Here is a 1,088-nt window from a genome sequence, read left to right as displayed (position 1 = left end):
ACCCCTGACCCCTCCCCCGCTTCGCAGGGGAGGGGGAGAGAGGCACCCTCCCCTGCGAAGCGGGGGAGGGATGGGGTGGGGGGCAAGGTCCGGCCGAAGCTTGACAATCATCAAGGCGGCGTCCGGCGCATACGTGCTTCCATTATCCGCAGTCGGCTCGGGGAAGAAATCATCCGTCGAAAGGCCTATATTGGGCAGAACGATCGGTGCGCTACCTTCGCCACCCGACACGCAGAGCGCCGACGCTCGGGAGGACGCCTTGACGATGACCGACGCGACGCGCCTTGAACGCCCCGCTCCCCTGCCCGCTCCTCTGGTGGACCCCTTCGGCCGCGCCGTCACCTACCTGCGCGTCTCAGTGACCGACCGTTGCGACTTCCGCTGCGTCTACTGCATGGCGGAGGACATGAGCTTCCTCCCCAAGGCCGAGGTGCTGTCGCTGGAGGAGATCGACCGGCTCTGCACCGCCTTCGTCAAGCTCGGCACCCGCAAGCTGCGCCTGACCGGCGGCGAGCCGCTGGTGCGCCGCGACATCATGAACCTGATCACGTCGCTCGGCCGCCACGTCAAGGCCGGCGACCTCGACGAGTTGACGCTGACCACCAACGGCTCGATGCTGTTCAAGTACGCCGAGGGGCTGGTGGACGCGGGGGTGAAGCGCATCAACGTGTCGCTCGACACGCTCGACCCGCACAAGTTCCAGGCCATCACCCGCTGGGGCAAGTTCGGCAAGGTGGTGGAGGGCATCCAGGCCGCCAAGGACGCCGGACTGCACATCAAGATCAACGCCGTGGCGCTGAAGGGCGTCAACGACGACGAGTTCCACCGGATGGTGGAATGGTGCGGCGAGCGCGGCTTCGACCTCACCTTCATCGAGGTGATGCCGCTGGGCGACCTGGGCGACGTCTCCCGCCTCGACCAGTACCTCCCGCTCACCCAGGTGCGCTCCGAGCTGGAGACGCGCTGGACGCTGGAGGACACCGACTACCGCACCGGCGGCCCGGCGCGCTACGTGCGGGTCAAGGAGACCGGCTGCCGCGTCGGCTTCATCACGCCGCTGACGCACAATTTCTGCGAAAGCTGCAACC

General features: G+C 67.2%; 1 protein-coding gene. It reads left to right on the top strand.

Annotated features, from left to right (window positions below; genetic code table 11):
- Positions 1-265 precede the first annotated feature (265 nt).
- Positions 266-1,088 (top strand): GTP 3',8-cyclase MoaA (moaA, locus tag TSO221_RS34440; RefSeq protein ID WP_109122953.1); only part of this gene is annotated, 823 nt, incomplete at its 3' end.

Origin of the sequence: Azospirillum sp. TSO22-1 (assembly GCF_003116015.1) — a bacterium.
Classification (GTDB): domain Bacteria; phylum Pseudomonadota; class Alphaproteobacteria; order Azospirillales; family Azospirillaceae; genus Azospirillum.
Note: the sequence above shows the minus strand (reverse complement) of the source record. Positions and strands in the feature narration are given on the sequence as shown.